Here is a 26,291-nt window from a genome sequence, read left to right as displayed (position 1 = left end):
CGTCCGGACGGTTGGATGGTGACGGTGACGGGTAGGCCCGCGATGCGGTCGCCGGGCCGTCCGCCGTATCGCCGCGATGTCGAACGCCGGTTCTGGGCCAAGATTGCTGAAGGCTTGACGAGTGACGACGCTGCGGCCGCGTGCGGCGTGTCGCAGGCGGTTGGGTCGCGCTGGTTCCGCCAGGGTGGGGGCATGGCACCGTTTGAGTTGCGCAGCGGGTCCGGTCGGTATTTGTCGTTCGCCGAGCGTGAGGAGATCGCGCTGGCACACGACCGCGGTGAGAGCGCTCGCGCGATCGCACAGATGCTGGCTCGCCGTCAACGATCTCACGCGAGTTGCGTCGTAACGCGGCCACGCGTAGCGGCAAGGTGCAGTACCGCGCCTCGGTGGCGCAGTGGAAAGCGGAGCTGATGGCGCGTCGACCGAAGGAGGCCAAACTGGTGGCCAACCCACGGTTGCGTGAGTATGTGCAGGACCGTCTCGAGGGTGTGGTGCGCGATGAGGATGGGCAGGTAGTCAGCGGCCCGAAACCGCGAGAGTGGAAGGGCCGCAACAAGCCTCGTCGTGAGGATCGGCGGTGGGCGGTGGCGTGGAGTCCCGAACAGATCTCCCATCGCCTTGAGCTTGATTTCCCGGATGATGAGAGTATGCGGATCTCTCACGAGGCGATTTATCAGTCCCTGTTCATCGAGGGCCGTGGTGCACTCAAGCGCGAGTTGGTGACCTGCCTGCGCACCGGCCGGGCATTGCGGGTGCCGCGGGCGCGTTCGCGTCGTAAGGCCACCGGACACGTCACCGAGGAGGTGTTGATCAGTGCCCGACCTGCCGAGGTTGCTGATCGCGCCGTGCCGGGGCATTGGGAAGGCGAGGTGATCATCGGCCTGAACCGGTCGGCGATCGGCACGGTGGTCGAACGCAGCACGCGGTTCACCATGCTGATCCATCTCCCACGTCTGCCTGGCTACGGTATCGACGCTCCTGTGAAGAACGGGCCGGCGTTGGGCGGCTACGGCGCACAGGCGATGCGAGATGCCTTGACAGATCACATGGGTTCTCTGCCATTGCAGTTGAGAAAGTCGCTGACTTGGGACCAAGGCAAAGAACTCGCCCAACACGCTCAGTTCACCGTCGAGACTGGTACCGCGGTGTTCTTCGCCGAACCGCACTCCCCGTAGCAGCGAGGCACCAACGAGAACACCAACGGCCTGCTCAGGCAATACTTTCCGAAGGGCACCGATCTAGCTCGCTGGGATCGAAGCCAGATCGGGGCGGTCGCAGCTGCCCTCAATAGCCGGCCGCGCAAGGTTCTCGGATGGCGAACACCGGCCGAGGCATTCAACGAACTGCTACAGTCGCAGACACAGTCAAGTGTTGCGACGACCGGTTGAATCCGCCCTGCGATCCCGCGTCTGAATGGTGTATGAGTCTCGTTAAATCAACTACACCGCAACGCTTTCGGTTGTCTATCGCGTTGTTGATGGCATCGGTAACCAGGTTCACTGTCATTTCCGAGGCCACTTTCCAGCCGACAATCTTGCGGGCGAACACATCGATAACGAACGCCGTGTACGCCCACCCCGACTCCGTGCGGCAGTAGGTAAAATCGGCTACCCACAAACGATTTGGTGCCGCAGCATAGAACTGTCTGTCGACCAGACCCGCCGGCCGCGACGCTGCCGCATCAGGGATGGTCGTACGCACTCGCTTCTTCTTACTCGCGCCATGCCATCCCATCTCCCGCATCACTCGTTCAACAGTGCATCGAGCAACATCAATACCACTGCTGCGCAATACTATCCATGTCTTGCGTGAACCCAGAACCCGCATCAGCGGTCGCTTCCGGCGCAAAGCGAAGATCGCATCGATGACCTGCGCATCGGCGAACATGCGGGCGCTCGGCCCGCGGTTGATGTGATCATAGTAAGTGGACGGGGCGATGTGGATACCATGCTCGCAGAGCACGGCGCACATCGAATCGACGCCCCAGACAAGGCCATCCGCACCCACCTGATGTCCCTGGTGAGTGCGGATGAACTCCACAATTAGCGGTGTGGCCGGTCGATCTCGGCCGCGAAGAAAGCCGACGCCGCCTTCAGGATCCCGTTCGCTCGTTTGAGCTCGGCCACCTCGCGCTTGAGTCGTCGAACCTCCTCGCTATCGGCCTTGGCTGGCGCGCTGGCGGCGCCCGACGGCGCCTTGCGCACCCACTGGCGAACCGTCTCCGCCGAGCCGACTCCGAGCAAATCCGCAGTCTTGCCCATCGCCGCCCACTCGGTGGACCCCTGAGCCACCAACTGCTCGACCATGTCCACCGCGTCGCGCTTCAACTCATCCGAGTATCGCTTCGATCCTGCCACTGCCATAGGTTTCATTCTCCCTTGAGACGAACCCTCCGGAAACACCGGGACGGATCAAGCTGCTGCTGGGGTCTGGTGGTGAGCGTAGTGCGCCTGCTCGGTTTCGACCGGGGTGAGGTCGTTGCAATACTCGTAGGGTCGGCGGTGGTTGAACCAGTCGACCCATTCCGCGGTGGCGATTTCGAGGTCGTCGAGGCCTTTCCACGGCCGGCGGGGTTTGATCAGTTCGGTCTTGTAGAGCCCGTTGATCGTCTCGGCCAGAGCGTTGTCATACGAGGAGCCCACAGCCCCGGTGGAGGGCCTGATTCCGGCGGTGGCGAGGCGTTCGGAATAGGTCGCCGACATGTACTGCACTCCGTGGTCGTGGTGGGCGATCAGGCCGGTGAGGTCACGGCCTTCGCGGCGGCGGGTCCAGATCGCCTGTTCGACCGCGTCGAGGACAAGCTTGCTGGTCATCGACGTTGCCACCGCCCAGCCGACGATCCGGCGGGCGTAGGCGTCGATGACGAACGCGGTGTAGCACCAGCCCGACCACGTCGAGACGTAGGTGAAGTCGGCAACCCACAACTGGTCCGGGGCCAGCGGTGCGAATCGGCGACCGACCAGATCTGATGGTTTCGGCGATGACGGGTCGCTGATCGTGGTGCGTTTGGTCTTCCCGCGGACCACACCTTCCAGGCCGAGCTCGCGCATCAATCTTTCGACGGTGCAACGTGCGATCGGCGGTTCCTCTTGCGGGCGTTCACGGTTCACTGTCAGCCACACCTTCCGGGCTCCGTAGACGCCGTAGTTCGCGGCGTGCACCGCTGCGATCCTCGGCTTCAGATCCTCGTCGCGGACCTCCCGGGAGGTGGGTGTGCGTGATCGGTGTTCGTAGTAGGTCGCGGGGGCGATCTTTCGCGCCCAGCTCGGTGAGCTGGGCGCAGACCGACTCGACACCCCACCGCAGACCATCCTCGCCCTCACGCCCGCCGACATGCTCGTCGATGTAGGCCACGATCAACGCTGTGGCCGGTCGAGTTCGGCCGCGAAGAAAGCCGACGCAGACTTCAGAATCGCGTTGGCACGCTTAAGTTCTGCGTTCTCACGTTTCAACCTCTTCAGTTCCGCCGACTCCTCCGATGTCACCCCTGGCCGGTCACCGGCATCGATCTGCGCCTGGCGGCACCACTTGCGGACCGTCTCCACCGTCCCGACCCCGAGCAACTGCGCAACCTTACTCATCGCCGCCCACTCCGAATCGTGCTCCGGCCCGATCTCGGCGACCATCCGCACCGCCCGCTCACGCAGCTCGGCCGGGTACCTCTTCGACGTACTCCCTGACATAACTCCATCCTTCCCAAGGAGCAGAGTCTCCGGACACGCCGGGGCAATTCACCTGGACCGGCTATCGGGGACCTGCCAGGTGTACGGCTGCTCCACCTCGATGCTCTGGGTCAGTTGAGCTTCTCCACGCAAACAATTTTATGCCGTTGATCGTAGGTGAAGTAGTTTGTGGTGCGGTCCGGGCATCTGGTGTCATCTGTTGTTCCTGGAACAACTGCAAGTATCCGCCGGGCGTCGGGATCAGTAGTTGTGCATGGGACGTGCGCCGGATCACTGTCGCTCGATTTGGGTAATGTCATACATTCGCCTACCAGCCAGTCAGTGTCAAGACACAGAGCGCCCTGCTGCCTGCCCGCCTCAGTCACGTAGTACGTCTGGTCGACATCAGAGGGGCAGGCTTCTTTTGTTGGCGCCTTGGCAACGACCACGTAGTTCGCAGGTGCCCGCCCGCAGGTCGCATGTGCGATATTCGCTTCCAGTGTTGTCCCGGACAAGTACACGCACTGGCCGATCTCGGCAGCGAAGTCAACATCACCACCAGCGTCCTGACTTTCCGACACCGACGAAACCGGTGTCGAATCCCCGAATGGCAATGCTGAACATCCTGTTAACACCAAACCGGTCAGAGCGATCAGCCCCAGCTGTGCAACACCGATTCTGCGCCTACATAGCAATGTTTTCACTAGAAATCCTCGTGTGTGTAGAAGAAACCGAAAGCCGAATCGCACTTCGTGTAATGCGATTGTGAATCGATCACCAGCGCGGAACCCAGGGGCATTTTCCAAGACGTGGCAATGCTGGCCCGCTTCACCAATTCGCGACAGCAAGAGTATTCAGCTCCGTGGGCGTTAGATTCTTGTCCTGCAGTGCATGTTCGACCAACGCCGACTGGGCGGGCGAGGCTCTGCCCACCGAGGTGCGCTTCGCCGCGCGCTGCTGTGTTGCTCACAAGATGGCGAGCAGTCCGATCAGTATGATGAGCACGATCGGGATGACCGAGATCGCGATCGCCAGACCGACGCCGTTGTACTGCTGTGGCGCAGGGCCGAGCGAACCGCGGGAGTACGCCCACACCGGCGCGCGATACTCCAGCTCGACGCCCTGTCCGGGCTGCACGAGCACCGGGAAATCGGCGGGCCCGATCCGCGGGGGCAGGAAGTACGGAACGTGGACGTGCACGTGATGCTGTCCCGGCGGCAGCGGGATCTCGTTGCGGCCCCACGTGCCGGGAAACTCGTGGCCGTCGACGACGATCTTCGGCTTGATGAAGAACAGCAACCACATCAACGGGAAGAACTTCGCGTCGATGGCGACACCCTGCTGCTGACCCGCCTGCACCGGCGGCGCGCCCTGGCCACCGCCCGGATGATAGGCACCCGGGATCGGATTCATCCGTCCTGCTGCAGAATTCTGAGGCTGCCCGAATGGCTGCCCAAAGTTCTGTGGTGTGCTCTGCGCCGGACGGCCAGGTTCGGACTCGCCGAACATAGGCCTTGAGGTATTCACAACGTGCCTCCTCGATCATCGAACCCGCGGTTTCAGGCCACCGCGCCGACTCACGCACGCAGAGCACGACCGGCGCTGATTGACAGCCACAAAGGCCAGCTTCAGGCGATAGTCGCACTCGCTTCGCGGTGCTCGGGGTGAGAATCACTGACCTCAGTAATGTAGTCGGCGAGCACCGATAGAACATAGACCCTGAGGCGCTGAGCGAGAAACGCCCAGCTAGGTTTCATTCACATGGAGTACCCCCACACGTCGCGTTCACCGGGCGGACTCGGATATACACACCTGACCATGTCGCGAACCGAGACATTCGACGTGATGATCGTGACTGTCGTTTATCGTGTTGTTCGGCATACCGTGGTGACATGCCGAGCACACGGTCGTATACGCAGTTCGTAGCCCTTTCCCCGGCAAAGGTGTGGTCGGTTGTCGGTGATGTTCGGCGGCTTCCTGAGTGGCACAGTGGATATCGTGTTGTTTCGGTCGAAGAGTGTTCAGCGACAACCTGTTCAGTGCCCGATACCGGAGCCCGCGGATCGTTCGAGCCCGCGCGGCCGCTGCTTGCTGCCGGGCACCGTCGGCTCGCACCGCCGTTCACGCTGACCAGACGCCCTGTTGATCGGTACCTGCAGATCACCCAGCCAGAGCCTGCGGGTGTCAGCGTGATCGAGTACCGGATCGATGACGTTGACGGTGGGTGCCTGGTCAGCGAAACTGTCACCGCCACTGCAGCATCGGACCCGATCGCTCGGCTTATTCTCTCGGCTGTCCCGCACCTGACCGATCGCGGCGACTTCACCCGGCTCGCCCGGCTCGCCGGCACCGTTGCCACCGACTCGTTGACCGTCGCCATTGCTGGCGGAAGCGGAGCTCTCGGAAGGCACCTTGCCGACCTCACCTGCAGAGGCCACCGTCCGGTGATTCTCACCCGGCACGTCAACGAACGCCTACCCTACGAGCAAGTCGTCTGGGATGGCCGCACAGTCGGTGCGTGGGCACGCCTGTTCAGTGACACCGAGCACCTGGCCGTGGTCAATCTTGCGGGCAAGCTGGTCGACTGTCGTCCGAGTAGACGACAGGTCGCAGCTTTACGTGAGTCGCGTGTGCAGGCGACCCGAGCGTTGGTGGCCGCGTCAGCAGGGCGGCCGACCTCGGTCTCGCACTGGCTGCAGGCGAGTACCACCGCAATCTGGAGCGACACCGGCGATGCCTGGTGCACCGAAAACACACCGGTGATCGGAGGGTTACCTCAGATGACCGGGGTGGCGGTGCCGTGGGAACTCTCGGTCGACGGTGCGAACGCCGACCACGTGGTGATCGTGCGCACCTCGATCGTCATGGACGGTCAAGCGTCGGCAATGTGCCTGGCGTGTCCCCCGTGAACCGGTCCGGGCTGTTCTAGAGTCCTGATTGCCCTGATGAGGGTACGAAGGGACGATAGGGATCATGGCAGGACGGAAGCGGCACTCGGCCGAGGACATCGTGCGCAAGTTGCGCCGGGCCGATGAGTTGGCGGCGGAGGGAAAGACCGGCGAGGAGATCGCCGCCGACCTCGAGGTGTCGGCCGCCACGTTGTACAACTGGCGCCGCCAGTACGGCGGCATGGACGCCGATGCCGCCAAAGAGCTCAAAGAACTGCGCGATCAGAACAGCCGACTCAAGCGACTGCTCGCCGATGCGGAGTTGGAGAAGGACGCACTGCGGGAGATCGCGAAGGACGCTCCTATAGATGTCGACGCTCCTATAGATGTCAAGGCGTGAGATCGCGGTAGTCGGTCCGGAGGGCTGTGAAGACTTCTCGGGCGAGGTAGCGTTTTTGGCATCGGATGATCTCGGGCATCGATTTGCCCTCTGTGGTGCGGCGATTCGCGTATTCGCGGGCGCCGTTGTGGTAGCGGAGCCGTACGATCACGGCGGTATGCAGTGCCTGGTTGGCGCGTCGGTCCCCACCGCGGTGTAGTCGGTGCCGATGAGTCTTGCCTGAGGATGCGGGTACTGGGGCGACTCCGCAGAGGTGGGCAAAGGATGCTTCGGAGCGGAGCCGGTCGGGGTTGTCGCCGATGGTGATGAGTAGGGCGGCAGCGGTATCGGTACCCAGTCCGAAGACTGCCGATGTTGCCGGTGCTGCGTCGGCCACCAAGGCGGCCAGGTTCTTCTTCAGTTGTGTTGCTTCGCTGCGCAATAGCTTGGACCTGGTGGCCAGCGAGCGTAATGCCATCTTGGTCGCTTCAGCGGGATCGCTGAGGCGTTCAGCATCGGTCGGCAGGTCGACGCATCGTGTGAGCAACGTGGCGGCGCTCAGGCCCCGTAGCTGTTCGCGAAGCTCGTCGGGTGCGGTGACGATCAACGCCCGCAGCGTGTTCATTGACGCGGTGGCTGCCTTGGTTGAGCTGGTTGAGGCCACACGCAGTGCTCGTATCGCCTCGATCGCGCCGTCACCGCGTTTGGGCGTCGACAGCTGGTGGCGGGACAGAACGACCCGTGCTGCTGCGTAGGCGTCGAGTTCGTCGCTCTTGCCGCTTGCCCGACGCAATCGGCGGCTGGGGTGCGGGACTTCAGATACGGAGATGTCCGCGTTGTGCAGATAGCGGGTAAGTCCTGCCCCGTAGGATGCTGACCCTTCGATCCCGACGTCGACGATGGTCCCGCACGATGACAGCCACTCAAGGATGAGTCGATATCCTTCCGTGGTGGCGGGGAATTCGCGGTCGTCCACTTCTCGGCCGTTGGCGTCGACTATCGCGACGTGATGGGTATCGGCATGAGTGTCCACACCTGCGTAGATCATTGGTGATTTCGGGCCGGCGGTCAATGTAGTGTCCTTCCCTCCCTGGCCGGGATGAGCAAGGGCGGACAGGCCAGTTACGGGCCGTTCGAGCGGCAGGCTCCTATCAGGTCACTACTCCTTGCACCGCATGGATGCGGTGGCCTACCGCCGATCGGACCGACCGGTCCTTCGGAAGGCACCGAGTGGGCCAGGAAAATTCAGGGTCAGGACCGCTCGGCGGTAGGCCTGTAACCATCATGACTGGAAAATTCTGAGCCCGACCGCCAAACGCGCCGCCATCGACATGCTCAAAGACGTGATGAACATATCAGAACGGATGGCGTGCAAGGTTTTTGGGCTTTCCCGCTCAGCCTATCGGCAGCTGCCGTTAGCGCAGACGCCGGCAGACCCGGACGTGGCGGTCCGTGAGCAACTGCGCACCTACGCCGCCCGTAAGAACCCCCGTCACGGATTTCGTCGGGCGTGGGCGCACCTACGGTTCGACGACGGCATCGAGATCAACAAGAAGAAGATCCACCGGTTGTGGAAGGAGGAGGGTTTGCAGGTGCGGCGCGCTCCTCGCCGTAAGCGGGCGGGCCAGTCCTCGGTACCGATCGTGGTCGCGGACGCGCCGAAAGTGGTGTGGTCATTGGACTTTCAGTTCGACTCCACCGTCGATGGACACAGGATCAAGATCGCGTCGATGGTCGATGAGCACACCCGCATGTCGTTGCTGAACATCGTGGACCGCTCCATCCCGGCCGAGCGATTGATCGAGGAGTTGGAGAAGACGGTCGCGATCTGGGGTGGCCCGCCGCTGGTGTTGCGGATGGACAACGGCCCGGAGTTCATCTCAGAGGCCTTGCGGGAGTTCTGTGCCGGGTCGGTGGGGATCTCCTATATTCCGCCGGGCACGCCGTGGAACAACGGGTTCATCGAGTCGTTCAACAACCGGTTGCGAGACGAGTGTTTGAACCGCAACTGCTGGCCCACCATCTTGGAGGCCCGTGTGGTCATCGGCGACTTCAAGGATGACCACAACCATCGGCGCCGGCATTCGGCACTGGGCTACAAGACCCCTGCCGAGTACGCTGCCGGATGCACCCACCGGCATCACCCCGTGGGCTGCGAGATCGACTGATCGACTGCAAGTAGCAACTGGCTCTAGAACTGCCTGGACCGGTTATTGGGGACCTGCCATGCCGACTGACTGACCTGGCACGATGGGGCTTAGGGGGCGTATCGGCTCTGGGCGCCGATGGTTTAGCTGGATTCACGTAGAGGTGAACCGTCCTGGATCGGATGGAGACCTGGTTTAGGCCACCTCCGCCTCGGAGGCGACGGTGTCACGGTAGCGCGTCTCGTACTCGATGGGTGGGCAGTAGTCCAGAGACGAGTGCAATCGCTCGGTGTTGAACCAGTGGACGTAGGCGGCGGTCTCTCGTTCGACGTGGCCCCGATCGTTCCAGGTGCGGCCGGTGTCGATCAACTCGGTCTTGTAGAGGCCGATCGCCGATTCCATGAGCGCATTGTCGAGAGCATCACCCACCGATCCGATGGAACCGGTGATGTTAGCCTCGGTCAAGGCGGCGGTGAACGCCAACGACGTGTACTGACTTCCCGCATCGCTGTGATGCACCAAACCCGTTGAGGTAAAAGCGAATCCGGATCTCCGTCGAGTGAACAGTGCTTGTTCGACCACACTGGTCACCAACGGTATGTGCTTGCTGGTCATGACCCGCCATCCGAGGATGCGCCGTGAGAACACATCGACGAGGAACGCCACGTAGACGAACCCGGCCAATGTCCACACGTAGGTGAAGTCGGCGACCCACCACTGATCGGGATGTGTGGGTGTATTCCACTGCCGCTCAACATGATCAGGGAAGCGCGGTGCCGTCTCGTCGCGACGGGTGGTGGTGATGCGATGCGAGCCACGAACCGCGCCGGAGATTCCGCAGATCCCCATCAGCCGGCCGATCTGGTCGCGTCCCATCATGTGACCGGCACGCCACATCGCGTGATACATCTTGCGCACCCCATACACACTGCGGTTCTTCTCACACTGCTGATAGACGGCGTGCGCGGCATACGCCTCGGACAGTGTCGCTGCCGAGATCGTGCCCCGCTGTTTGTGGGCGTAGTAGGTGGACTCCGGCGATCTGCATTCCGTACTCGGTGAGTACCCGGCAGATCGGATCGACCCCGAACTGGTCGCGGCCAGCGTCGATATACTCGACGATCAACGAAGTCGGCGGTCGATCTCCGCCGCGGCGAAAAACGCCGACGCTGTCTTCACAATCTCATTGACTCTGCGTAATTCGGCGTTCTCCCGCCGAAGTTCACGCAATTCCGCGTCATGGGCGGCCACCGTCGTCCCCGATCCGGAGACGATCGGAGTGTCCTTCTCGATCCAGTTGCGTAGCGTCACCGGATTGATGTCGAGCAACTCCCCGACATGACGACGCGCTCCTGACTTGGACTCGCCGGGCTCGGCAAGCCGATCCCGATACATCCTCACCGCCCGCTCACGGGTCTCCTGATCAAACTTCCGTGGTGCTCCCATATCCGTATTCTCCTGGTGAGATCACGGTCTCCACCAGACCCAGGACGGTTCAAGGACTGGCTGGCTGTTGCACGGTTGGCCTTCGGTCTCGACCCGGCTCGTTCGCTACCGTCAGGTGTCGTCGTCGCGGCGAGTCCGAACCCCGTCCGAAACGTCGACCTCATGGCAGCAGTGCGTCGTGCCGTGCATCGTCCTACCGCACCACCAACTCCTGCGGTGGTGCTGAAGTTGGGAGCACTCGGGTTACGCACCGACCCCGCGCTCGGGCTGACCGGACGCCGGGCGCGTTCGCAAGTGCTCGACGACATCGGCTTCACGTTTCGTTATCCGTTCCTCGACGGCGCGCTCGGCAGCCTTCTACCGTCCTGACGCAGTCCCTCGCATCTGCCAACGATTGCCATCTGCTGCAATGTCGGGCCTTATGTGCTGCACGGTAGCTGTTACTGAGTGTGATGATTGGGGCCCAATCGTCATTATCGTCTCCGGACAAGATGGGTTGTGCGGGACCGCTATCAGCGGCGATCGGATTCTTGAGGAGGTGCACAAGTTGCTCGGCCAGCTGTCGGGGATCCTCCGGGTCGTCGATGGCGGGGCTGAGTAGCGTGAGCGCGTCTCGGATCCGAATGTAGCGGCAGTAATGCGCGAGTCGGATACTCCCTGGAGTCAGAAGGACTCGTTGCTGAGGTGGACCGAGTGTGGACGGCAGGATGTCACTTAGGGCGGCATCGAGTGCGCTCATGGCGTGCAACTCGCGAGTGAGATTGAACGTCCGTTTCAGGTACGCCAGCCTGCCAAGGATCCCTGGCGCAAGGGTGCCTATGACGAGGAGGAGCAAACCGGCGTCGAGTAGTGCACGCGATACGGTCTCAATGAGTGGCGGCAAGCGGTGGCCTGTGAGGTATATGGCGAATTCCACGGCGTTGAGGGCTATCCCCAATGACAGCCCGGCGGCACCGACACCGATCATCACTGTGGTGTGCAGGAGGCTTCCTTGCGCTCTCGGGTGCCGCGCGATAGAAACGGCGATCGAACCAAGGCATGCGGGAATGTAGGTGGCCGTGCACACGAAGTACAGCCACAGCAGGGTAGCCGGGGCATTGACGAATGTGCCCGTCCACGCTGCTGGTGTTGCAGCTGCCAGGCATCCGCCGATCATGGCAACGCCGGAAATCACGATTCCACCGCGGTGGCTCTTCGCACCGAATGCCTGTGCCAGCGCCCGTGCTGCGGCCATGATCGCCAGATATTCCAACCACACGAGCCAGACGCGGATGGTGAAGACCTCGCGCCCATCTGACTCAGTGCCGAAGTAGGTGGCGAGAGCAAACACGGTCAACGACCCATACACCATGGTGATGGAGGTGTGCGTGCGATCGAGCGGTTGGCGGGCTACCGCTAAACGTTGCAGAAGAAGTCGGGCAAGACGCCACACGAAGACAATGGCGATAACCGGCACGAGGACCGATTGGACCGCAGGGGACATCGCTCTACCACCGCTCGACATAATCGTCGAGAACCGAGGCGAGCCGGGTCAGGGTGTCGGTCGGTTGCGGTTCCCGACGAGCTCTGTCAGCTCGCAGTCCCGTCGAGCAGACGATGACCGAAGCCACCAACTCCGCATCGGCCTCCACATCCGGGGTTGGTGGTCCCTGCCCGACTCGCTCGACAGTCCCGGTGAGTATGTGCGCGAGCTCGTGGGCGATGTGATGTGCGCGATGGGTGGGCGTTGTCTGTCGCTGATAGAACACGACGTATCCATCGCGGTCGGCAAAAGTCGCACCGTACGGCCCCCGCGCCGGGAAATCGTAAGGGATCAACTCGACCTGGGTACCCAACTGCGCAGCGATCTTGAGAGCCAACTGATCGGGTGTTGTTGATCGGTCTGCGGTCATGAGCCGCAGAGCTCGTCGAGTGCGGTGAGCAATCAGTCGCCTACGGAATCGTGCGTCAGTTCGCGGTAGTGGAAGCAGCACCGCGTGACCGGCGTCGGGTTTCCGCCACATCTGTCTGAAGCTATAGCATCGTCAGCAAACATCATCGACAACCCGCATGTCCGCGAGAGGGGAGGTCCTCGAGATGGCCCACACCGACCAGTTCGATGAGACCTTTGCCGACAAGCTCGATTTCTTGTTCAGAACCGTCCGTCAGCCTGACGGCAAGCGACTGACACAGTCCACGATCGTCAAGAAGGCACACAAACTGGCCGGCGTGAAGATCACGGAGGGCTACCTCTCGCACCTGCGCACAGGCCGAGTGAAGTCGCCCTCCTTCCATGTCGTTCAGGGAATCGCAGCCGCCTTCGACGTCGATATTTCGTTCTTCGCCCCGAACAAACCCACCGTCAGTGCCGGCGATGTCCTGCACGATGCAGGCATCGAGCACACTGCCTTCCGGCTGGCGGGGTTGCCTCAGGAAGACATCGACGTCATCAACGACATGATCACGATCTTCCGCGCCCGACGGAATCTCCCCGCCACGACCACAAAGGCCACCGACGCGGACTCATCGTGAGAACGCTATAGAGCACTCTCTCTGGGTTCAGGCGCAGGATGCACAACAACTCGTACGCTGTGCTCCTCGACTGTGAGTCGAACAGGCCGCTCGGCCCGACGGCCGCTCAACGGAGTTCCCCCCGAAAAGGGCGGAAGCGGTACTTGACTTGACCGTCCTCAAGGATGATCCATCGCGTTCGGCAGTCCAGCCCGGAGTACCGGAGAAGTTCCACCGGCCAGCCGATCCATCGCTCAAGAGCGCGTCCGCAACGATGCCGGTGGTCTGATGCCCTTGTCGCCATTACCAGTTCGCGATTCTTCCGATGCTGGTGACGCGCAGCCACACTCGCATACCGGTCTGCGACGATACCCCCGCCACACCGGGGACCCGGACCGGGACACCACTGGAGAGGCCCACGGCCATGGACAGCCTGGCACACATCTAGTTAGTATGATAAATCTGATCTATAGTTTACTATCTAGCGAGGGTGGGGTATGACATCTGCACCGTTCACCGGCGAGTCAACCTGCAGGTCTGGTGTTGATTCGGCGCAGAGGAACAAAGAGGCGCTATTGCGGTTGTCGTGTCGGCAACCGATACCGGGGGTGTGGCCGGTTGATCTTGCTCGGCAGCCGTCAGCCCTAGCGCGGATGTCGCAGAACATACGGTCGCTCAGCGCCGACCACGCGGATCCACCACACGACGACCGGCTTGACGTGAGCAAGACCGACTACGCGGACCCCGGCTTGACGCAGAGGGAAGTTCAGGTGCTTCGTGCCTGGTTGCTACTCGACTCAAAGACCGCGGCCGCTGCCGAACTTGGCATTTCCCTAGGGACCGTCAATACCCACATTTCGCGGATTCGGACCAAATACGCCTCGGCAGGCAGGGCCGCGCGTACCAAAGCGGCACTAGTCGTGCGCGCACTGCAAGACCACCATCTATCACTGATGGAACTGTAAACGTCGTTGCTGAGAACCAGCAGGATTGGCGTTCTTCTACGTCGTACGACGATGAGGTTCAGCGGTCGTCGGTCGGTAACGCGCCCTCCAGATCCACAGGTCTTGATCATTCCGTCACAGGCCTTCTCGAGCTGGGACGCCATCAGTCTCGCGGGTTTCGCGACTGCTGCCTGAATGACCGAGGGTGGCCTGTGTCGTTGATGCGTGGATAGAGTGCCGATTATGAGTGTGACTGCTGGCTTTACCCGTCTTTCGCCGGCCGAGTTGGCAACGCTGAGAACCTTTGCTCCGGAAGATACATACGACCACCTGGAAGCCCTCGAAGAGGCCGATGAGAGTGGGGTTCCGAGAGGTGAAGGGCTCGACCAGACGTGGGATGGGATGGCGTTTCTCTGGCAGCGTTCAGGACTCACACCGAACCCGTTCGCCGGCACCGGTGACACGATCGAGCTAGCCAATGGAGGTGTGGATGTGCTCGATCCTGCGATGGTGATGGCCTGTGCGCAGATGTTCGACGGATTGTCCTTCGCCGATCTCCGGGGTAACGCCACCGCCCCGGAACTTGCCCGCGCCGACCTCTACCCATTTGGCCGCCATTTTGATGAAAGCGATTTCGGCTATATCGAATCGTGGTTTGTTTTCCTGAAGGAGTTCTTTGCGAAAATTTCAGCTACGGGCGAGGACTACTACCTTCTCTATGAGATCGCATAAGACGGTGGTTGGGATTGGCGGCTATCACGTTAACCCGGTCGGGAATTACCGACCCCACGTCGTTGTACTCCCACCGCCAATCTGCAGGGGACAGGGGACGCCGGAGGCACCAGCGATTTCGGAGCAGACCGGGGAGGCACAGCTGGAGAGCACCACGAGGGGGTCAGTCGACGAAGGTGAGATTTCGTGAGCTATGACCTGTACGTTCTACCGTGGCACCTCGCCACGGATAACGACTCCGCAGAGCGGGTCATGCGGGAAGACTGCCAAACGGGTGCGGCGGCTGGCCGCCATTCTGCAGACTCGCCACTTGTTGCTGTGATCGCGCAGATCATCGACAGGCAACGCCAACGTGGGATCGAGCACGAGCCACCCGAGCCCCTAAGGGTGGGAACTTATGTTCCTGCCGCGTGGCCGGATGCGGAGCGTAGCCGCGAGGTGGTAATCCCGTTAGCAGCCGTCTGGGGTTTCGATGTCTACGACCCCCAGGAAAACCTCTATATCGACACAGAGCACGCCGTCCCGATCTCTGTTCACCACGGCACTGTGGGACGTTTCCCTATGCTCGGCCCCCGAATGCTCGACACGCTGATCGGCCGCCTCGTTGACCCCCACCCGTTCCTGATCATCGAACGGGACAGCGAGGTCTATGCACAAACACGCGTCAGAGACGACGGCCGCTTCGACCTGGAGTACCGCGACGGCTCTGCTGAACGCCACTTCGCTACCGTCACTGACCCCGACCGACTCCCCGGACACCTGTGGGCATGGGTCCTCGGAGGCCCAGCGGCCCTGTCTGACATGGAATGGACCAAGCTCGACCTGCAAACACCCGACGACAGGTTGAATCGCCCCGGGTTTGCTGGAGGCTCGGTTAGTTGGTTCCAGCTTCTGCTGGGACCGGGTTCTCACGGTAGCTGGTGACCGTGTGGGCCGACCAGTAGGTGGCCTCGTACTCGACGGGTGGAACATGCCCGATCTCGCCGTGCAACCGTCGGTGGTTGAACCATTCGATGTACTCCGCGACCGCGATCTCGACCTCGCCAACACCGCCCCACCCGCTCTTCGGGCGCATGATCGGGTTGCGGATGCACTCGGCCTTGAATAACGAGTTGAACGCCTCAGCCATCGCATTGTCGTACGAATCACCCTTGGAACCAACAGAAGTCACCGCTTCAGCTTCGGCGAGACGCTCGGTGTAACGAATCGCTCGATACTGACCGGGTTCAACCGGTGGACGCAACACCCTTAGCCTAGGGAGAGAGGGTGTTTGGATGGGGCGTCAGCAGGGGTGGATGAAGACGGTCACGCGCCGATTCGATGAGCTGCGTTGGGTACGGCGGCGGAGGTAGGAAAGGAGCGAGGTCATCGGCCGACCGTCCCGTCGGTGAGCTCGCGCAGTATGTCTAGATGGCCGACGTGACGTCCGGTCTCTTCGATCATGTGTGTCAACGCCCACCGCATCGACGGTCCGCTCGTGCGGCCCTCCAGGCGTGGCGCCGGGAGGGACAAGTCGTCGTAGGTGTCGATGACGTCGTTCGCCTGACCGACCACCGCGCGATAGCTATCGACGATGTCGTCGATCTTCGCCTCGGGTGGCACGCGAAAAGTCTGTGGCCAGCTCGTGACGGTCTCACCGAGAAACATAGCGCGTTCGACGTAGGCGAGGTGCTGGATCAGCCCGGCAAGTGTGGTCCCCGAGGGAACGTGGGTCGTGCGCGCGGCCTCCTCGTCGAGGCCTCGGAGTTTGCCGGCTGCGCTCTGGCGCAGATAGTTCAGAAAGCCAGTGAGGACTTCTTTTTCGGACGCTCCGGTGCTCGGTGGTGGGGTGTCCTTCCTGCGCGTTCGGTTTGGGTGTGGTGAGGTCATGTCGATCGGAGTCCTTCTTGTGTGAGATGTAGATGTGCGATGGGACTTGGCTGTTGAATCGATACGGTCAGCGATGGGGTAAGCGTCTGATCAGAACGATGTGATCGGTGACCTCGGCGCGCGGCCCGCCGGGTCCGGTGTAAGACGGCTGGATGCCTCGGCGCGATCGATGACCCACAGAACGGTGTCGAGTGCCAACTCGTCGACGACCTCGTGCGGGCTCGGGAACTGGGCCCTCGGTGTCGCTGCTCCACGACCACGGTGCTGCACTGCCATGGTCGAAGATCTGGAGCAGTCCGTTTGGTGCCAGCACTTGAGCTGCGCGTTGCAGGATGCGTGTTCGCGGGAACGCAAATGGCGTATGGAGATAGTGGGCCTTGACCAGGTCGAACTCACCGGCGGGAAATGACCTGGACAGGTCGAGCTGCACTGCTTGCGACCGTGCAGCGAGTCCCTGTTCGTCGGCACGCACAGTGAGGTTCTCGACAGCGGTGCGGGCTATGTCGGTCGCTGTCACCAACCACCCCGGGCCGGCAAGCCAGAGGGCGTCGCCTCCGTTGCCGCACCCGAGATCGAGAGCCCGGCCGGGTGTCATGGCATGTGCGAGTTCACTCAGAACCGGGTTCACGGTCGGAGCCTTCGCTGATCGAGATCGGTAATGATTCTCCCAGAACGCTTCTGCATCGGAACGGACTGAACTGTCGACGGAGGTATCCATGTCTGCGGCGATCCCCTTACTCGTGGTCGTGGGAACGTCAGTGTGCGCCGATCGCCAGAAATCTTGCACCCTCTTTTGCGGTTCCGGCAAGATCGACGTTGTGGCAAACAACGACGAGACGTCGTACGCGGTGGGTCAACGCCTAGGCAAGTCCTTTGGCGTAATGTACAGGCTGATCCTTCGTTCGGGCGTGTCGGTTAGGTGAAGCGTCCCGGGTTTCATGCACCCTCGGTTGTGTGTGAACCGACCGGCGGGTTGGCCACTCTGAACCGTCCTGGATCGGATGGAGACCTGGTTTAGGCCGGTTTAGGCCACCTCCGCCTCGGAGGCGACGGTGTCACGGTAGCGCGTCTCGTACTCGATGGGTGGGCAGTAGTCCAGAGACGAGTGCAATCGCTCGGTGTTGAACCAGTGGACGTAGGCGGCGGTCTCTCGTTCGACGTGGCCCCGATCGTTCCAGGTGCGGCCGGTGTCGATCAACTCGGTCTTGTAGAGGCCGATCGCCGATTCCATGAGCGCATTGTCGAGAGCATCACCCACCGATCCGATGGAACCGGTGATGTTAGCCTCGGTCAAGGCGGCGGTGAACGCCAACGACGTGTACTGACCATACGCCTCGGACAGTGTCGCTGCCGAGATCGTGCCCCGCTGTTTGTGGGCGTAGTAGGTGGACTCCGGCGATCTGCATTCCGTACTCGGTGAGTACCCGGCAGATCGGACCGACCCCGAACTGGGCGCGGCCAGCGTCGATATACTCGACGATCAACGAAGTCGGCGGTCGATCTCCGCCGCGGCGAAAAACGCCGACGCTGTCTTCACAATCTCATTGGCTCTGCGTAATTCGGCGTTCTCCCGCCGAAGTTCACGCAATTCCGCGTCATGGGCGGCCACCGTCGTCCCCGATCCGGAGACGATCGGAGTGTCCTTCTCGATCCAGTTGCGTAGCGTCACCGGATTGATGTCGAGCAACTCCCCGACATGACGACGCGCTCCTGACTTGGACTCGCCGGGCTCGGCAAGCCGATCCCGATACATCCTCACCGCCCGCTCCCGGGTCTCCTGATCAAACTTCCGTGGTGCTCCCATATCCGTATTCTCCTGGTGAGATCACGGTCTCCACCAGACCCAGGACGATTCAATCTCCGGACACGCCCGGGCGGTTCACCGCAGCAGGACGATTCGCCATACCTCATTATCGCAGCAAACCAACCGTTCAAACAGTTACAACGCGCACCACTAGACCACGAACTCGATCGAGTCGCTGAACTACCAACTCCGCAAGGTGATCGAAAACCGAGGCCACTTCCCCACCGACGTCGCGGTCCGCAAACTGCTGCGGCTGGCGATCTGTGACGTCGAGGGCCAGGTCGTCACCAACTGGAAACAGGCCCTCGGCCAACTCGCCCTCGCCTACCCCGACCGCATCGAACCCCGCCTCAACTAGCCCGGAAGCGGACAGAAGAAATCAGGAGTCACTTTCACACAGACAACTTGACAAGCTCGCGCGCGAGGCTGCGCGGACAACAACCGCGGTGGTACAAGACAGCCCCGCTGATCTGGAGCTCACGGTCGCCGACTGCGTGGCTACAGGGCGGCTTCCTCACAGCCGCATAGTCGCCGGCGCCTGGGCGTGAGACATGAGAGTTGTCCAATCGGCGATGAGGTCGTGGCAGGTCCCCGGAAGTGCTACGCCGACGCGATCGCGTTGTGCTCGACGCGCAGATCCTTCTTGAGGATCTTGCCGCTCGGGTTCTTCGGCAGGGCGTCGGCGAACACGATGTACTTCGGCCGCTTGTATCCGGCGAGGATCGGCTCGAGGTGGGCCGCGACGGCCTCCTCGGTGAGGGTCGCGCCGTCCTTGGGGACGACGACGGCGGTGACCGCCTCGATCCACTTCGGATGTGGCACACCGAAGACCGCGACCTCGGCCACGCCGTCGAGCAGGTAGATGGCCTCCTCGACCTCCCGTGAGGCGACGTTCTCCCCACCGGTCTTGATCATGTCCTTCTTGCGGTCGACCACCGAGAGGTAGCCGTCGGCGTCGATGACGCCGAGGTCGCCGGAGTGGAACCAGCCGTTGCGGAATGCCGCAGCGGTCTTCTCCTCGTCGTGGTAATAGCCCAGTGCCGCATGGGGACTGCGGTGTACGATCTCGCCGACCTGCCCCACCGGCACCGGATCGTCGTCATCATCGACGACCTTGGTCTCGACGTTCACCGATGCCCGCCCGGCCGACCCGGCCCGGTCGATCTGCTCATGCGGCTGCAGAATGGTTGCCAGCGGCGACATCTCGGTCTGGCCGTAGAAATTCCACAACAACACCTCGGGCAACCGGCGTGACAACTCGCGCAGGATCTCCACCGGCATCGGCGAGGCGCCGTAATACCCCTTGCGTAGCGACGACAGGTCGCGCGTGTCGAAGTCGGGATGACGCAGCAGCGAGATCCAGACCGTCGGCGGGCAGAACAGTTTGGTGACACGCGCGGACTCGATGGTCGCCAGGATCGTCGCCGGATCGGGCGCGGGCAGGATGATACTGGTCGCCCCGAGGTAGATGTCGGTGGAGAAGAAGCAGTCGAGTTGCGCGCAGTGATACATCGGCAGCGAGTGGATCTCGACGTCCTCACCCGACATGCCACCGTCGATGATGCACGAAACATACTGCGTGATCAGCGATTTGCTGGACAGCAGCACCCCCTTGGGGCGGGACTCGGTGCCGGAGGTGTACATCATCCGCACCGGCTCGTCGTCGCCGACGACGATGCCGGGAGCCGTCGCGTCGCCGGTGGTCATCCACGCCGTCGCGTCCTCCCAGCCGTGTGCCGGCGCGGCACCGGACAGCGCGATCCATCCGCGGATGTCGACCGCGGCGGCGGCGAGGTCGATCGCCGAGGTGACCGTCGGTCCGAGAGCGTCCTCGACGACGACGCCGCGTGCCCCGCTGTGGGTCAGGATGAACGCGATCTCCTCGGCGCCGAGCCCGAAGTTGATGGGTACCAGGATCACCCCGAGGCGGGCGGTCGCGAAGTTGAGAACGCCGAACTGCCAGCAGTTGTGGCTGATCAGCGCCAATCGATCTCCGCGTAGCAGACCCCGCGCGGTCAGGGTGTTGGCGCACCGGTTCACCGCGGCATCGAACTCGGCGAACGTCAGTTCCGTGTCCCCGTCGATGATCGCGATCTTGTCGGGGCTGCGCTGGGCGCTGCGATGCAGCAACGCGCCGATCGAGTGTTCGCGCGCCGTCCGGATCGCCGCCTCGGTCGATTCGCTGAATTCCGGTCCCATCACTGCCTCCGTTGTCGCGGCGAACGTGTGTCTCACCAGATCAGACCACATGTGTTTCGTTCATGACACGAAATTGACGGCGAAGGCCGGGAAGGGGAACCGACATCGAACCGACCCCTTCATGGCCTGCCGCCATCCTCTGGCAGAGCGGCACTACAGTCGTGGCGCAGGCGCGATGACATCGAAGATATTGGGCAGCCCTGCCGCATAGCGTCGATCATCGTCTGCGCGCACTCCGGCCAGGGCTTTGGGAGGCGAGTAGTCGGGTAGCCAGCACTTGGGTTCGTTCACACCGGAACGCTCAAGTATGGCATTCACGGAACGCCTGGCGGTCTCCATCGCACTTTCCTGGGAGTCGACGAATGTCGAGTTCCGGACGGACCCGCCCGCCAAGAACAGGTTTCGTAGCGCCCCCGTGGGCGAAGGTCGTGGTCGTCGGCCTGCGTTGCCTGGTGCGTCACCGGCCCGTACGTCGGTGACATCCCATCCGGTGTTGGTCCACTGCAGAGTGGTGTGCGGCGTCCATCCCAGGAAGTTACCGGGCCGGAAGGCCTCTGCCATGCCTGCATGACGGATCAGATGGTCCCTCAGTTCGGCGATGGTCTGTTCTTTCGTCAGCTGTAGCATTGGCTTACCGAAAAGACGCCCCGGTACCTGGAAGAGTGAGCTGGAGAAGATCTCGATGTCCAGCGCACCGCCGACCTGCCCAGAACCAAATTTCCTCAGGTCCCGTTGCCAGATCGTATTCACGCCCCCAAGGAAGGTGTACCAACCGTTCTCCGGCGCGACGAGACCAAGTGTGATATCGAGTTCCCGGAACCACAGCTGGAATCCGGTTTCGTAGGCCGGCAGTACATTCCAGGCATCACGAAGGCCCGGGTCCGCCCTGGTGATGTCGGGGGTGAACAGAGTTCGCATACGGTCACCCGGCACGGCGAGGACATAGTAGTCAGCCGTCACTTCCACAGCCCGGCCTCGCTCGTCACGAACGATGGCTGAGGTGATCTGACCGCCGTCGGTTCTCAGCTGGGTGAGGGTGTGATTCACCTTGAATTCGGCCCCCAGAGTCCGCATGTGACGCGCCCAGGGGTCGAACCACACCTCGGTCTCCGGTCCGTCGAAACAGATGCCGAGCGGTAGTGCGGATTCCGCATCGATGTTGAGGCCCCAGTAGTACCGGTCCCGGGACTCCAGGGTGCGAAACAGTGGATCGACGAAGAACTCCTTGAGCGCCTCGGCAGATCCACCGACGTCCTTGGCGTCGCTGCCCAGGACGTGCTCGATCGTCCACGGCAGCCACGCAGCGTTCGCCGACATTCGATCTGTGCGGAAGAACTGCCGGAGTGTCATCTTGTCCAATTGCCCGACGCTGCGGCGTGGGCCTGATGTCACCCACGCGGCGAACTTGCTGGCAAGGAGCGCGGTGTCGGCGGGGGTGTACTTGCCCAGTTGGCCGAGCGCATCACTGATGTATTGAGGATAGCGTTCGATGGGAGCCGACCGAACAGCTTCCGGCGTCAGCGGTAGTGGCGCGATGAACTGGGTGGTGCCGACAGTGACGGGAGCTCTCTGGCCCTGATTGCCGGCTCCCACATTCGGATTGCGTGGGATAAGCGCGAGGCTGTCGAAGACAGTCCCCCCACGGCCATTGGGAATGGAGCGAAGCGTCTCCGGCACGATCGCGTAGGAGGGCAGCACGAAGTGCTGAGCACTCATCTCAAAGGGATTGGCAGAGGTGCCGAGCGGATTGGTGTAGGCGCGCACCATTCCTCCGAGGCGGGAGTGCCTTTCGTATACTGTGACCTTGAATCCCCGTGTGCTCAACTCGTGTGCGGCGGCCATCCCGCCCGGACCACCGCCAAAGACGGCCACCCTGCGGCCGCGGGCAGGGTCGGCGGCCGACCGCCCGGGTCCAAGCAACGCAGACACCGGAGCCAGTGCGGCCGCTGCGCCGATCCCGGTAAGCACTTGCCTCCGCGTGGCCATGGTTCCCCGGTTCCCCACCGCCTTCGTACCGAGGACTGGTGGCTGCTCATCCTTCAACGATTTCACTCCCATTTTTGGTCCTGTCAAAAGTTCTGTCTTCTGGCACGTGTGACCACGCGAAGTGAAGTTGCAACCCAGTTCGCGAGGTACGTTGACCGCCGTGTCAATGAACTAACCTCAGCTGCCCACGGCCTTGAGCTTGTAATACCCCCAACGGAAGTGCTCGTAGGTCCCAAACGATCCGGGAACGGTGTGAACCGGCATCTCTGTCCCGTCCAGAATTCCAGCCGACCCATAATCTGTCGAATCCGGATAGAATGTCTTCTCCATGGAGAATGGTTGGCCCGGAGCACATCTGACCTTGATCCACTCAGGGATGGTATGCACCGCAAATGGTGGGGTGAGCTCGCCGAGAAGTGGCCGACCCGGTCGGTACGGACCGAAATCGAGTGTGGTCTTGGAACATATCCGAGTTCCGGAAGGGCGCGCGTCGATGAGTGGACCGGAGTATCGGCCACTGTTGTTCATGATGCCGTAGAACTCGCTCGCACCGCCATCCGGTTCCATCACCGGGGCATACTCCCACCCACCCCACGATCGCGTCGGATTCAGCAGACTATCGGCGAGGCTACCGAACATGCGCATGCGCCAGTACCCCGCACGCCACCCGGTCACATCTATGCGGCGGCCGGCGATCGTGACCGACCCGGCGGCGCGGCTGTTCAGGACAATCTCGTCCATAAGCGAATCCGTACCGGGATCGCCGCCAACCTTGATGAGGCCATGAGGACCCGCCACCGGATCGGTGGCTGTGAAGTCTGCTGCCGCGAGAGGCGTTTGGCCCTTCACTCGCCACGAGTTGGCCCTGGAGTTGTAGTCGATATTGTAAGTGTTCGAACGCATGCCAGGTTGGTCATCCATGGTCGCCACATCGGGCCATAGGCCGGCAGGTAGCCCCTTCTTGAACGTGACGATGCCGTTGGTGAAGGGGAACTGCGGTTGCAGCTCGTAAGACAGTTGAAGAATTCCCCAACCAAATAATCCACCCTGTTTCCCGCCGAAGACACCGCCGCGGCCGGTACTGCGATCACCCCAGAATGGCTCACCTTCGAGGACAACAATCATCCGCTGCGGATTCGCGGGATCCTTAAGCCACCACCATGAGATCCCGACATCACCGAACTTGTTACGAGTCAACGCCGAGTCGGCGGGCGTGGCCACCCGAACCGGATAGTCCCCGGGATTGGTGTCATAACTGGTTGGTTCCCAATTGCCATCGGGGCGAGTGGGCGAAGCCGGGACAGAAGGAGCCATAACGAAGCTCGAAACCATAAGGCAGATGGCCGCAAAAAGTAGACTCCTCAGAGTCCGTTGCCAACATCGGCCACCGAAAGCCCGGTCCGACAACCCTGAGCGGGTGGATCGACGAATCATCTCTAACACTCCTCCATCACGTAACCAAGAATGACGAACACAGCACACATAAAATGGTGACCAAGACTCAGCCTAGGGCTCCACGACAGCGATGATATTCATCGCCGCGAACCCGGCGCATCGAACTCTAAATATCAACGCGGGTGCTGCTACTCCAACCCAACGGACATGACCTGATAATGGATAATTGTGGCCCCTCCGGAAGCGAAGTTGGCAATGTCAGCGGCTGCCATCTTCCCTTCGGCTGACGCCATGCCCTCTTCGAATTTATCGAACGACTCAAAATCGGCCGAGAATACTGCAAAGAACGGTGACTCCTCACCTAACGACGAAACATTAAACGCGAAGGCATGATTGCGTGACCCCGGAATCGCCTTCGCCAGCGGGAGGTGAGTATTCTCGTAATAGGAGATGAACTGTTCGCGATCGTCCGGTGGCCCATAGAGCACATTAACCCGATACATGGAATACTCCTGATTCTCGTAGGTGATCCATGCCCATGGTTCCACCAACTGAGTGTGATCAGTGTTTCAATAGTTCACACAATCCCGCGGGCACGTATAGGTCGCGCTATGTGAGCCGATATCGGCGAATCGCTCGGTACAGCGTCGTACGGCTGATACCCACCGCCTCGGCCGCCGCACTCCTGTTGCCACCGGTCTCCCGTAAGGCTTCGGCGATGGTGTCACGCTGCGCCTGCTCGATAGGTGACAGGGCGCGCGGCAATGACGAAGACATCCTCCTGGGCAGATCCTCGACTGCGATGACGCCTGATGTTCTCGAGTTGGCCGCAGCACGTAGCGTCGCGGCGAGATCACTGATGTTGTTCGGCCACGGCTGGTCGACAAGGATCTGCATCGCCTCGGCGCTGACCGCGAGCCCGCTCGCACCATCACCCGATAGAATCTCGGCAACCAGGCGCGGGATCTCATGACGGCGGGCGCGTAGAGGCTTCAGCACACGGACGTCATCGACGAGCCTGAGAATCCTGGCGCGTTCTCCACAAAGAGAATCCGGCGAAGGGCTGGTTAACACCGTGGGCGCGCTACGAGTGCTCGATCCGAGAGCTTCGGCAAGGCGCCGCGCTGCCACGTCCGGCAACAGGTGAACGTCGGTGACGATGACTGCGTCGTCACCCTCGAGAGTACGAACAATCTCTCGCATCTGCCGACTCGCGGTTGCCTCACGAATCAGATGACCCGAATGGAGATGGATGGACCTACCCCGAAGTAGTGCTCGCGCCGTCGCCTTCTTGCCGCTGCCGGGTTCGCCGGTCACGAGAACCACAGGCGACGCAGAAGCCGGTGGAGTGCTTGTCGGTTTCCGAACGCGTTGCCCCGTGCCGTCCTTGGTCCGCAGGATCATGACTGCCCCGACACGCTCGCCAGCAATCGTCAACTCGACCGTCTCTCCCTGGGAGAGAACAAGATCCTGCGTCACTTGCACTCCGTCGACAGCCAGCTCACTCGCGGCGCGAAGCGCCACATGGTCCAGCGGGGTCAGAAGGTTCGTCGCCTCGACGTTCGCCAGGAACACATCCTCACCCATGGCGATGACAGGATAGCCCCGGGCCCTGTACACCGCCTTCTCGAACTCACCAAGAAGCCCGCGCTGCGGGGACGTCGCACTGTCGAGCAGGCGATCCTCAATATCGTGAGCAGCGGTGATCAAGAATGGAGCTAGCAACGGATTCTCCACTCCAACTGCACATGAAATATCCAGAATTCCCGCAATGCGGCGAGTGATCGGATTGACAATGGGATACCCGTAACAACTGAAGCCTCGCAGGGCTTCAGCGAAATGATCCACACCACGAACGGCAATCCCTTGCTTCTCTTCGAGAACGGTGCCGATGGCATTGGTTCCAGCGGCATCCTCAGCCATCGATCGACCTTCGATCACCCCACTGCAATCGATACGCCGCCGCACTCCTCGACCGGCAGCACGGATATCCACGATTCGCGCCTGACGATCAGCCAGCAGTACTGCAAATTCGTTGTCGTCCAGCGCCTCGGCAACACGATCGAGCACCGGCGCGGCGGCAGTACGCAGTCTGTTCTGCGGATTGACCGGCTCGATGGTGCGATCCTCCTGCAAGCACGTGCGCGGGTCTACTCCGCACATCTCCGACCGCCGCCACGACTGAACGAGAAGAGTTCCATCCTCTGATGCCACTCCCTCCCCACCTCCCAATACAGTGCCCAGCTCCACACCCGGCTATGGTCAGTATCACACGACAGACGACCCCGAGGTGTAGCGATTCGTTACACCTCGGGCGTCGGGATCCGAGCCGGACAGCGGCGATCGAGTG

General features: G+C 61.9%; 22 protein-coding genes, 6 pseudogenes and 2 other annotated features. Of the genes and pseudogenes, 10 read left to right on the top strand and 18 right to left on the bottom strand.

From position 1 onward, the window contains the following. Nucleotides 1–15 precede the first annotated feature (15 nt). Nucleotides 16–1,388, top strand: a pseudogene (locus QNM97_RS01675) (IS30 family transposase). Here QNM97_RS01675 and QNM97_RS01670 read toward each other — a convergent pair. From QNM97_RS01670 to QNM97_RS01650, 5 genes and pseudogenes are all read right to left on the bottom strand, one after another. Beyond that, nucleotides 1,336–2,040: an IS3 family transposase gene (locus tag QNM97_RS01670; protein ID WP_283821315.1), complete on the bottom strand. Its 705-nt coding sequence runs from the start codon at nucleotides 2,038–2,040 to the stop codon at nucleotides 1,336–1,338. The pseudogene QNM97_RS01675 and the gene QNM97_RS01670 overlap by 53 nt on opposite strands. A gap of 2 nt (nucleotides 2,041–2,042) precedes the next feature. After that, the gene (locus QNM97_RS01665) at nucleotides 2,043–2,363 is read right to left on the bottom strand and encodes a transposase (protein ID WP_283821314.1); all 321 of its coding nucleotides are present in this window, start codon (nucleotides 2,361–2,363) and stop codon (nucleotides 2,043–2,045) included. Nucleotides 2,364–2,411: 48 nt separating this feature from the next. Next, nucleotides 2,412–3,683: pseudogene (locus QNM97_RS01660) on the bottom strand (IS3 family transposase). A 110-nt stretch (nucleotides 3,684–3,793) separates the two neighbouring features. Further along, nucleotides 3,794–4,366, bottom strand: a complete 573-nt coding sequence (gene lppU, locus QNM97_RS01655) for an LppU family putative lipoprotein (RefSeq protein WP_283821313.1) — start codon at nucleotides 4,364–4,366, stop codon at nucleotides 3,794–3,796. Between the two features lie 262 nt (nucleotides 4,367–4,628). Continuing rightward, entirely contained in the window at nucleotides 4,629–5,075 is a 447-nt protein-coding gene (locus QNM97_RS01650; protein WP_283821312.1) for a hypothetical protein, read from the bottom strand. Between the two features lie 479 nt (nucleotides 5,076–5,554). On the opposite strand from QNM97_RS01650, the gene QNM97_RS01645 reads away from it, so the two are divergent. Further along, on the top strand, nucleotides 5,555–6,571 hold the full coding sequence (locus tag QNM97_RS01645; RefSeq protein WP_283821311.1) for an SRPBCC family protein: 1,017 nt from the start codon (nucleotides 5,555–5,557) through the stop codon (nucleotides 6,569–6,571). Between the two features lie 64 nt (nucleotides 6,572–6,635). Next, nucleotides 6,636–6,905 (top strand): annotated as a pseudogene (locus tag QNM97_RS01640) (transposase); the annotation flags it as partial. 34 nt (nucleotides 6,906–6,939) lie between these two features. Here QNM97_RS01640 and QNM97_RS01635 read toward each other — a convergent pair. Continuing rightward, complete coding sequence (locus QNM97_RS01635) at nucleotides 6,940–8,001, bottom strand: IS110 family RNA-guided transposase (protein ID WP_283821310.1); 1,062 nt, start codon at nucleotides 7,999–8,001, stop codon at nucleotides 6,940–6,942. Between the two features lie 259 nt (nucleotides 8,002–8,260). Here QNM97_RS01635 and QNM97_RS01630 point away from each other — a divergent pair, with 259 nt between their 5' ends. Next, on the top strand, nucleotides 8,261–9,097 hold the full coding sequence (locus QNM97_RS01630; RefSeq protein WP_349632345.1) for an IS3 family transposase: 837 nt from the start codon (nucleotides 8,261–8,263) through the stop codon (nucleotides 9,095–9,097). Nucleotides 9,098–9,271: 174 nt separating this feature from the next. Here QNM97_RS01630 and QNM97_RS01625 read toward each other — a convergent pair. Continuing rightward, a pseudogene (locus tag QNM97_RS01625) lies at nucleotides 9,272–10,522 on the bottom strand (IS3 family transposase). Next, nucleotides 10,112–10,241: a sequence feature (AL1L pseudoknot), on the bottom strand. (Overlaps the previous pseudogene by 130 nt.) 162 nt (nucleotides 10,523–10,684) lie before the next feature. Here QNM97_RS01625 and QNM97_RS01620 point away from each other — a divergent pair. After that, on the top strand, nucleotides 10,685–10,891 hold the full coding sequence (locus QNM97_RS01620; RefSeq protein WP_283821308.1) for a DUF1731 domain-containing protein: 207 nt from the start codon (nucleotides 10,685–10,687) through the stop codon (nucleotides 10,889–10,891). On the opposite strand, the gene QNM97_RS01615 is transcribed toward QNM97_RS01620, so the two are convergent. Then, the gene (locus QNM97_RS01615; RefSeq protein WP_283821307.1) at nucleotides 10,836–11,978 is read right to left on the bottom strand and encodes a hypothetical protein; all 1,143 of its coding nucleotides are present in this window, start codon (nucleotides 11,976–11,978) and stop codon (nucleotides 10,836–10,838) included. The two genes, QNM97_RS01620 and QNM97_RS01615, sit on opposite strands and share 56 nt — an antisense overlap. A 31-nt stretch (nucleotides 11,979–12,009) precedes the next feature. After that, nucleotides 12,010–12,414, bottom strand: coding sequence for an ImmA/IrrE family metallo-endopeptidase (locus QNM97_RS01610; protein ID WP_283821306.1), 405 nt, complete (start codon nucleotides 12,412–12,414; stop codon nucleotides 12,010–12,012). Between the two features lie 184 nt (nucleotides 12,415–12,598). On the opposite strand from QNM97_RS01610, the gene QNM97_RS01605 reads away from it, so the two are divergent. The 4 genes from QNM97_RS01605 to QNM97_RS01590 all read left to right on the top strand — a co-directional run bounded on the left by QNM97_RS01605 (nucleotide 12,599) and on the right by QNM97_RS01590 (nucleotide 15,612). Then, a complete protein-coding gene (locus QNM97_RS01605; protein WP_283821305.1) occupies nucleotides 12,599–13,033 on the top strand; it encodes a helix-turn-helix domain-containing protein in 435 nt (144 codons plus the stop codon). 476 nt (nucleotides 13,034–13,509) lie between these two features. Then, nucleotides 13,510–13,977 carry a response regulator transcription factor gene (locus QNM97_RS01600; RefSeq protein WP_349632344.1) on the top strand — a complete coding sequence of 156 codons (468 nt, stop codon included), beginning with the start codon at nucleotides 13,510–13,512 and terminating at the stop codon, nucleotides 13,975–13,977. A gap of 222 nt (nucleotides 13,978–14,199) precedes the next feature. Continuing rightward, nucleotides 14,200–14,688, top strand: a complete 489-nt coding sequence (locus tag QNM97_RS01595) for a DUF1877 family protein (RefSeq protein WP_283821303.1) — start codon at nucleotides 14,200–14,202, stop codon at nucleotides 14,686–14,688. Nucleotides 14,689–14,874: 186 nt separating this feature from the next. Further along, the gene (locus QNM97_RS01590) at nucleotides 14,875–15,612 is read left to right on the top strand and encodes a hypothetical protein (protein WP_283821302.1); all 738 of its coding nucleotides are present in this window, start codon (nucleotides 14,875–14,877) and stop codon (nucleotides 15,610–15,612) included. On the opposite strand, the gene QNM97_RS01585 is transcribed toward QNM97_RS01590, so the two are convergent. From QNM97_RS01585 to QNM97_RS01575, 4 genes and pseudogenes are all read right to left on the bottom strand, one after another. Then, nucleotides 15,563–15,859 (bottom strand): integrase core domain-containing protein, encoded by a 297-nt coding sequence (locus tag QNM97_RS01585; protein WP_283821301.1) that lies wholly within the window; start codon nucleotides 15,857–15,859, stop codon nucleotides 15,563–15,565. The genes QNM97_RS01590 and QNM97_RS01585 overlap by 50 nt on opposite strands. Before the next feature lie 194 nt (nucleotides 15,860–16,053). Beyond that, on the bottom strand, nucleotides 16,054–16,557 hold the full coding sequence (locus tag QNM97_RS01580; RefSeq protein ID WP_283821300.1) for a DinB family protein: 504 nt from the start codon (nucleotides 16,555–16,557) through the stop codon (nucleotides 16,054–16,056). Between the two features lie 67 nt (nucleotides 16,558–16,624). Next, a complete protein-coding gene (locus QNM97_RS26575) occupies nucleotides 16,625–17,275 on the bottom strand; it encodes a class I SAM-dependent methyltransferase (protein ID WP_502874975.1) in 651 nt (216 codons plus the stop codon). A 306-nt stretch (nucleotides 17,276–17,581) separates the two neighbouring features. Next, nucleotides 17,582–18,361, bottom strand: a pseudogene (locus tag QNM97_RS01575) (integrase core domain-containing protein). Further along, nucleotides 17,951–18,080: a sequence feature (AL1L pseudoknot), on the bottom strand. It overlaps the preceding pseudogene by 130 nt. A 154-nt stretch (nucleotides 18,362–18,515) precedes the next feature. On the opposite strand from QNM97_RS01575, the pseudogene QNM97_RS01570 reads away from it, so the two are divergent. Beyond that, nucleotides 18,516–18,719: pseudogene (locus QNM97_RS01570) on the top strand (transposase); the annotation flags it as partial. A gap of 242 nt (nucleotides 18,720–18,961) precedes the next feature. Here the strand turns inward: QNM97_RS01570 and QNM97_RS01565 are convergent. The 5 genes from QNM97_RS01565 to QNM97_RS01545 all read right to left on the bottom strand — a co-directional run bounded on the left by QNM97_RS01565 (nucleotide 18,962) and on the right by QNM97_RS01545 (nucleotide 26,155). Next, nucleotides 18,962–20,560 (bottom strand): fatty acyl-CoA synthetase, encoded by a 1,599-nt coding sequence (locus QNM97_RS01565; protein WP_283821299.1) that lies wholly within the window; start codon nucleotides 20,558–20,560, stop codon nucleotides 18,962–18,964. Between the two features lie 153 nt (nucleotides 20,561–20,713). Beyond that, a complete protein-coding gene (locus QNM97_RS01560) occupies nucleotides 20,714–22,402 on the bottom strand; it encodes an FAD-dependent oxidoreductase (RefSeq protein ID WP_283821298.1) in 1,689 nt (562 codons plus the stop codon). A gap of 321 nt (nucleotides 22,403–22,723) precedes the next feature. Further along, nucleotides 22,724–23,767 (bottom strand): hypothetical protein, encoded by a 1,044-nt coding sequence (locus QNM97_RS01555; RefSeq protein WP_283821297.1) that lies wholly within the window; start codon nucleotides 23,765–23,767, stop codon nucleotides 22,724–22,726. A 362-nt stretch (nucleotides 23,768–24,129) separates the two neighbouring features. Further along, nucleotides 24,130–24,489, bottom strand: coding sequence for an EthD family reductase (locus QNM97_RS01550; protein WP_283821296.1), 360 nt, complete (start codon nucleotides 24,487–24,489; stop codon nucleotides 24,130–24,132). A 61-nt stretch (nucleotides 24,490–24,550) separates the two neighbouring features. After that, on the bottom strand, nucleotides 24,551–26,155 hold the full coding sequence (locus QNM97_RS01545) for a sigma-54-dependent Fis family transcriptional regulator (RefSeq protein ID WP_283821295.1): 1,605 nt from the start codon (nucleotides 26,153–26,155) through the stop codon (nucleotides 24,551–24,553). Nucleotides 26,156–26,291 lie beyond the last annotated feature (136 nt).

Source organism: Gordonia sp. L191, assembly GCF_030077625.1.
Taxonomy (GTDB): Bacteria; Actinomycetota; Actinomycetes; order Mycobacteriales; family Mycobacteriaceae; genus Gordonia; species Gordonia polyisoprenivorans_A.
This window is presented reverse-complemented; position numbering and strand designations above follow the sequence as displayed.

Bases quoted from the DNA above. Each gene is read 5' to 3' on its own strand.
- QNM97_RS01665 (WP_283821314.1), bottom strand. From the start codon at position 2,363: ATGGCAGTGGCAGGATCGAAGCGATACTCGGATGAGTTGAAGCGCGAC.
- QNM97_RS01600 (WP_349632344.1), top strand. From the start codon at position 13,510: ATGACATCTGCACCGTTCACCGGCGAGTCAACCTGCAGGTCTGGTGTT.
- QNM97_RS01560 (WP_283821298.1), bottom strand. From the start codon at position 22,402: ATGGCCGCCGCACACGAGTTGAGCACACGGGGATTCAAGGTCACAGTA.
- QNM97_RS01645 (WP_283821311.1), top strand. From the start codon at position 5,555: ATGCCGAGCACACGGTCGTATACGCAGTTCGTAGCCCTTTCCCCGGCA.
- QNM97_RS01605 (WP_283821305.1), top strand. From the start codon at position 12,599: ATGGCCCACACCGACCAGTTCGATGAGACCTTTGCCGACAAGCTCGAT.
- QNM97_RS01630 (WP_349632345.1), top strand. From the start codon at position 8,261: ATGCTCAAAGACGTGATGAACATATCAGAACGGATGGCGTGCAAGGTT.
- QNM97_RS01650 (WP_283821312.1), bottom strand. From the start codon at position 5,075: ATGAATCCGATCCCGGGTGCCTATCATCCGGGCGGTGGCCAGGGCGCG.
- QNM97_RS26575 (WP_502874975.1), bottom strand. From the start codon at position 17,275: ATGGATACCTCCGTCGACAGTTCAGTCCGTTCCGATGCAGAAGCGTTC.
- QNM97_RS01610 (WP_283821306.1), bottom strand. From the start codon at position 12,414: ATGACCGCAGACCGATCAACAACACCCGATCAGTTGGCTCTCAAGATC.
- QNM97_RS01595 (WP_283821303.1), top strand. From the start codon at position 14,200: ATGAGTGTGACTGCTGGCTTTACCCGTCTTTCGCCGGCCGAGTTGGCA.
- QNM97_RS01565 (WP_283821299.1), bottom strand. From the start codon at position 20,560: ATGGGACCGGAATTCAGCGAATCGACCGAGGCGGCGATCCGGACGGCG.
- QNM97_RS01620 (WP_283821308.1), top strand. From the start codon at position 10,685: ATGGCAGCAGTGCGTCGTGCCGTGCATCGTCCTACCGCACCACCAACT.
- QNM97_RS01580 (WP_283821300.1), bottom strand. From the start codon at position 16,557: ATGACCTCACCACACCCAAACCGAACGCGCAGGAAGGACACCCCACCA.